This is a genomic window from uncultured Methanobrevibacter sp., assembly GCF_937906425.1.
GTDB lineage: Archaea > Methanobacteriota > Methanobacteria > Methanobacteriales > Methanobacteriaceae > Methanobrevibacter.
Genome location: NZ_CALCYR010000009.1, coordinates 1 through 7,509 on the forward strand (window position 1 = coordinate 1; position 7,509 = coordinate 7,509).

Here is a 7,509-nt window from a genome sequence, read left to right on the forward strand (position 1 = left end):
ATTTTTTTATTTATATTGGGTAATTTATTATTATCTAATTTTTTTAATTTTTTTTAATTTTGTTTGATATTTATTATGAAAAAAATAAAAAGGCTAAAATTATGAAAAAAAATAAAAAGGCTAAGATTATGAAAAATAATAAAATGTTTTTTTTAGTTAGCTTAATTTTCATAACTCTGGTATTGTCCTTAGGAGCTGCAAGTGCAGATGATTTAAGCACAGTATCAGAAGGAAGTGTTTCTGGGGGAGTTGATGTTGCAACAACAGCTCCTTTTGCTTCTGGATCCACTTCTGCTGAATTAAGTTATGATGTCCCAACGGATGTCAATGATGTTCAATATGCAGGCTTATATGTGAATGTATATTCTGGGTCTGCACAACCAACTTATGGTGCCCAATCAAACATCTCAATAACATCCAATGGTGAGACAAGTCAAATTGCAAGTGAAGAGCTAGTGTCTACAGAAGGCTCTACTGATGGAACTGTTTACACAATAAACAATCACACCACAAAATGCTATTCTGACTATCATATGATCTATGACATCACAGATAAGGTTCAGGGTGCTACAGGTCAGTTAAAGTTCAATGTAGTAAACAGTAAACTTAATGATTATCAGTTTGACGGTAGAATAAAATTAATCGGATTAGTCTTTGCTTATAATGATGGTGACAATGACCAATTTGACTATTGGGTAAATTCTGGTCAAGCATGGATTAATACTGGAACTGCCAATTCTAATTTTGATGTAGGGACTTTAAACCCTGATTATTCTAGCGCTACCTTGGTTAATGTTGCTCTTTCAAGTACTGATGGTAGCTATACATTCAATGGAGGAAGCTTGGATAATGAGATAGAATCTAATTCCGCTAGTATGTATAATTATCACAAATGGGATGTAACCAGTTCCGTAAGGGATAATGCAAATACATTGGTTTATAGTCGTGAAGGCACATTCAAGAATGTTCTTTCTGTATTGACTGTTAATGCTCCAGAATATAGAAATCATGTTTATGTAAGTCCTGAGGGTGAAGGCACAGGAGCATCTGCAGCGGATCCTACTACTTTAGTAAATGCAATTACTAATTTGGTTCCATATACTATGGTCCATATTCTTGATGGTACCTATGCTGCATCTAAAAACGACCAATATCAGATTAAGGTAAACAACACATATTTTGTAGCTGAAAATCCTGGAAGTGCTGTATTTACTGGAAATGATGCTTATAGGATCATTAGAGTTTATGGAACAAATGTGACTTTAGATGGATTGACTTTAACTCATGGAAAAGGTGTTGGGGGAACAACATATGTTGACAGTGATTCCAAAGGGGCTAAATTCCTAAATTGTATCTTTAGGGACAACAACCATACTTCCAATGGAGGTTCCCTTTATACTCAAGGAGAAAACCTTATCGTCGAGAAATGTTCCTTCATAAACAATACTGGAACTGGTTCAAATGGTGGAGGCTCCATTTATATAAATGCTCTAAATGCAACCATAACCGACTGCAGTTTTGAAGATTCATATGCATACCGTGATGGTGGGGCAATCCGTTGTGTCAAGGATAATTTAAAAGTAATAAATTCCAACTTTACCAATTGTATTGCATCTGCTGGTGGAGCTATTGCATTAAACGCTAAGTATGTTAATGTGACAAATTGTATTTTTACAAATAACTCTGCAAATTCATCTTATACTACTTACAGTGGTGGAAATCATACTGGAGGCGCTATCTATTGGATTGGAACTTATGGCGTAATCGATCAATGTACATTTATAGGAAATACTGCACCTCTCACAACAAACACTGCTGGCGGTGGAGCAGTCCATTGGGCGGCTAGCTCTGCTAACGGAACAATAATGAACAGTGTCTTTAAGGACAATTCCGCTAAAAATGGTGGTGCTGTATATTGGGCTACTTCAGTGGAAGGAAGAATATTAAATTGTGCATTTGAGAATAATGATGCTAATTCAAGTGGTGGAGCTATTTACTGGCGTGGAGACAAATCACATATTGCTGATTCAAACTTCACAAGTAATCATGCTAATCAAAATGGTGGGGCTATCTTATCTGACTTCAATGTAGCAAACTTCCTTGATGTGGCTAATAACCAATTTGTGAATAATTCTGCAGATGGATTAAATTACACTATTCATAATAGCGGTTACCTATTCTTGGAAAATAACACAATTGATTCAGATTATGCGATCTATAACAATAAGTCCATAATCAGTACTGTTTATCTTGCTGCTATTGTAAACCAAACTGATATCGATTCCAATATTGCTTATGCGTCTGTAGATGACGCTGTCAACATCGATGTTTACATTATGGATGACAATGGTAATTTGATTAACGGTGAAGGATTAACTGTTTCAATTAATGAAACTGCAGATGAAAACCTAACAATTTCTGAATTCACATTAGAAGAAGGGGTATACAAGGCAGCTTATACTGTAAAAGAATTGGGAATGTATACTGTCACTCCTGATTACAGTTATGCTACAGACATATTATCCGGTACTATCGTTGCAGGCGAATCTTTACCATCCGCTAGCGTTTATATGGCTTCTGAATATGCTAATGTTTCCTATGCAGGTACAAACAATGTTGTGGAAGTTCATTTAACCAATGATGGTGCATTTAACTTGACTTATGTGGTTGATTTCTATGTTGACTCTGTTAAAAAGGACAGCTCTGAAGTTTACTTGCCTATTAACTATAACACTGTATTGATGGTAGAAGATGATACCATCAGGCCAGTTACTGAAGCAACTGTAAACGGCGAAGAAAACGATGTTGTAAATTACACTGTTATTGTAAGCAATAAGGAAACTGGTGAGGTTCTAGCTGAATCCAGCATCTTCCCATCTGTCTTATACAACGGTAATCTTGGTAAGGACTTGGCTTATCCGGCTGGAACTATCGAATCATTCAGAAACATCACAATAAACGGTGACATTTATGTGGATTCCAAGTTCGATTACAGTGCAGGCAGTGCTGTAGGAAGAACAGACATTTGGAGAATCGAAATGCCTGAAGGCTCAACTGTCGTTAATGCTTTCGTATATGTTGCATACAATTGGGATAAAACTGAAGGCACCCTTCCTGTCTGGAACACCAGTTTCAATGAGGTCAACATAACTAATGCTGTTGCATATAGGGATCAATCCAACCTTGGTAAATATGGTACATACGGCTATGGTCTTGTTGTTTATGACGTTTCCGAATTGGTCAACACTAATGGAAGCAATATTTTCTCATTAGGTAAAATTTCTGGCTTTACTGCTGTTTATCCAAGCACTTTTGTGATTCTTTACAATGTGACTGAATCTGACACCATTAAAAATGTATATATGTTCAATGGTGCAGATTTATTGGCTAATACAAACAACACTGCGGGTAGAGTTCCTTCCAGTAACGGCGTATTAGATGTTGAATTAGGAGAAAGTCTTGTTTCAGCTGACTTATATGTATTTGCTGCAAGCGCTCAAGAAGGTGAAGGTAATTTAATTGTAAATGATGAGGAGTTCACTAATGTTTGGAATGGTAGTGCTAATTCCATTGAAACTTATGCTGTAGACATGACTGATTCAATTAAAGAGTCTAATAATGTCTCATTTGTTGCTACTGGTTCCACCATTTTAGCTTTACAACAATTCCTTGTTCTTGAATATGATGCTGTTTCAGCAGATGTGAGTTTAAGTTCCGAATATTCTGGCGCTGCATTTGCAGGTACTGACAATGTTTTAAAAGTAAATGTAACTAATGACGGTCTTGTTGGCAATGATTATTTTGTTAAATTATATGCAGACGGATTGGAAGTTGATGTTGATGAATTGTCTTTAGCTGTTGGAGAATCTTCAGTTATTCTATTGACAGACGATACCATTAGGCCTGTAACTGCTGATACTGTAAATGGTGCAAGTACTACTAAAGTCAATTATACTGCTGTTGTCTGTGATAAGGAGTCTGGTGATATTTTAGCTGAAGCTACCCTTACCCCTACCTTATGGTATAACGGTAACCTTGGTAAGGACTTGGCTTATCCTGCTGGAACTATCGAATCCTTTAATAATGTCACTGTTAATGGTGGTGTCATCATTGAAACTTTAGCTGATTCCACTTATCTTGGTTCTAAAACCACTAATCGTACTGATGTTTGGACTGTAAATGTTCCTTCTGATGCTGCATTTGCTAACGCTTATGTTTATGTTGCTTACAATTGGGATAAGACCAATGGAACTGTTCCTGTTTGGACCACTACATTCAATGGTGCAAGCCTTAGTCCTGTTGCAAGCTATAGGGACCAATCCAACCTTGGTACCTATGGTAAATATGGATACGGATTAGTCATTTATGATGTTGCTGACCTTATTAAGGCTGGTGAAAACAGCTTTGTATTGAATAAAGAAGATGGTATGACTGCTGTTTATCCAAGCACTCTTGTAGCGTTATACAATGTGACTGAATCTGATACCTTAACTACTGTTTACATGTACAATGGTGCTGACTTATTGTCCAATGCTAATAACTTTGACGGCAGACTCGTTGCAAGTGATTCTCTATTGACTGTAGAGAATATTGAAGATATTAAAGGTGCTGAACTTTATGTCTTTGCTGCAAGCGCTCAAACTGGTGAAGGTAACATAATTGTAAATGGTGAAGAATTTGCTAATGTCTGGAATGGTAGCAGTAACTCTGTTGATGCATATATGATTGATTTAACTGATTCCATTAAGGAATCCAATGCTGTATCATTTGTTGCTACAGGTTCTACCATTTTAGCTCTTGAGCAAGTTGTTGTTGTTGAGAAATCCAATCCTTATGCTAAGGCAAGCTTAAGCTCTGAATATTCTAACTCTGCATTTGCAGGTACAAATAATGTATTGAAACTTAATTTAACCAATGTTGCAAGCGATTGCGATACTCTTGTAGTTGACTTCTATGTTGACGGCAAAAAGGTTAACAGCACTGAAATTGCTATTGATTACTTAGATAGCAAAGAATTGCTATTGGTTGATGATACTATCAGACCTGTTACTGCTGATACAGTTAACGGTGCAGATAATGCTGTAGTCAATTACACTGTAATTGTTTCTGATAAGGCTACAGGTGATGTATTAGCTGAAGCTACCATTACTCCTAAAGTATTATATAATGGTAATCTTGGTAAGGACTTGGCTTATCCTGCTGGAACTATCGAATCCTTTAATAATGTCACTGTTAATGGTGGTGTCATCATTGAAACTTTAGCTGATTCCACTTATCTTGGTTCTAAAACCACTAATCGTACTGATGTTTGGACTGTAAATGTTCCTTCTGATGCTGCATTTGCTAACGCTTATGTTTATGTTGCTTACAATTGGGATAAGACCAATGGAACTGTTCCTGTTTGGACCACTACATTCAATGGTGCAAGCCTTAGTCCTGTTGCAAGCTATAGGGACCAATCCAACCTTGGTACCTATGGTAAATATGGATACGGATTAGTCATTTATGATGTTGCTGACCTTATTAAGGCTGGTGAAAACAGCTTTGTATTGAATAAAGAAGATGGTATGACTGCTGTTTATCCAAGCACTCTTGTAGCGTTATACAATGTGACTGAATCTGATACCTTAACTACTGTTTACATGTATAATGGTGCTGACTTATTGTCCAATGCAAATAACTTCAATGGAAGACTTGTTGCAAGTAATTCTGTCTTAGATGTTGAGGATATATTTGATATTGAAAATGCGGAATTATACATATTCGCAGCAAGTGCACAAACTGGTGAAGCTAATCTTATAATAAATGATGAAGAATTTACAAATGTTTGGAATGGTAGCGCTAATTCTGTAGATGAATATCTTGTTGATTTAACAGATTCCATTAAGGAATCCAACACTGTCTCATTTGTCGCTACAGGTTCTACTATCCTTGCTTTAGAGCAATTTGTTGTTGTAGAAAAATACAATCCTCATGCTAATCTTGCTTTAAGTTCTGAATATTCTAATGCTGCATTTGCAGGTACTAACAATGTATTGAAACTTAATGTAAGCAGTGTCGCTCGTGATGGCACTACTTTTGTAGTTGACTTCTATGTTGACGGCAATAAGGTAAACAGCTCTGAAATTAATTTAGATAATGGAGAAAGTACTGAATTATTATTGACAGATGATATCATCAGACCTATTACAGAAGACACTGTAAATGGGGCAAATAATGCTAAAGTCAATTATACAGTAATCGTTAGTGATAAGGAAACTGGCAGTCTTTTAGGTGAGGCTTCAATAACTCCAAATGTATTATATAATGGTAACCTTGGTAAGGACTTGGCTTATCCTGCTGGAACTATCGAATCCTTTAATAATGTCACTGTTAATGGTGGTGTCATCATTGAAACTTTAGCTGATTCCACTTATCTTGGTTCTAAAACCACTAATCGTACTGATGTTTGGACTGTAAATGTTCCTTCTGATGCTGCATTTGCTAACGCTTATGTTTATGTTGCTTACAATTGGGATAAGACCAATGGAACTGTTCCTGTTTGGACCACTACATTCAATGGTGCAAGCCTTAGTCCTGTTGCAAGCTATAGGGACCAATCCAACCTTGGTACCTATGGTAAATATGGATACGGATTAGTCATTTATGATGTTGCTGACCTTATTAAGGCTGGTGAAAACAGCTTTGTATTGAATAAAGAAGATGGTATGACTGCTGTTTATCCAAGCACTCTTGTAGCGTTATACAATGTGACTGAATCTGATACCTTAACTACTGTTTACATGTACAATGGTGCTGACTTATTGTCCAATGCTAATAACTTTGACGGCAGACTCGTTGCAAGTGATTCTCTATTGACTGTAGAGAATATTGAAGATATTAAAGGTGCTGAACTTTATGTCTTTGCTGCAAGCGCTCAAACTGGTGAAGGTAACATAATTGTAAATGGTGAAGAATTTGCTAATGTCTGGAATGGTAGCAGTAACTCTGTTGATGCATATATGATTGATTTAACTGATTCCATTAAGGAATCCAATGCTGTATCATTTGTTGCTACAGGTTCTACCATTTTAGCTCTTGAGCAAGTTGTTGTTGTTGAGAAATCCAATCCTTATGCTAAGGCAAGCTTAAGCTCTGAATATTCTAACTCTGCATTTGCAGGTACAAATAATGTATTGAAACTTAATTTAACCAATGTTGCAAGCGATTGCGATACTCTTGTAGTTGACTTCTATGTTGACGGCAAAAAGGTTAACAGCACTGAAATTGCTATTGATTACTTAGATAGCAAAGAATTGCTATTGGTTGATGATACTATCAGACCTGTTACTGCTGATACAGTTAACGGTGCAGATAATGCTGTAGTCAATTACACTGTAATTGTTTCTGATAAGGCTACAGGTGATGTATTAGCTGAAGCTACCATTACTCCTAAAGTATTATATAATGGTAATCTTGGTAAGGACTTGGCTTATCCTGCTGGAACTATCGAATCCTTTAATAATGTCA

At 36.3% G+C, this 7,509-nt stretch carries 1 protein-coding gene; it reads left to right on the forward strand.

The genetic code is table 11. The features are described from left to right. Positions 1-128: 128 nt before the first annotated feature. Positions 129-7,509 (forward strand): DUF3344 domain-containing protein (locus tag Q0138_RS00395; RefSeq protein WP_297979359.1); only part of this gene is annotated, 7,381 nt, incomplete at its 3' end.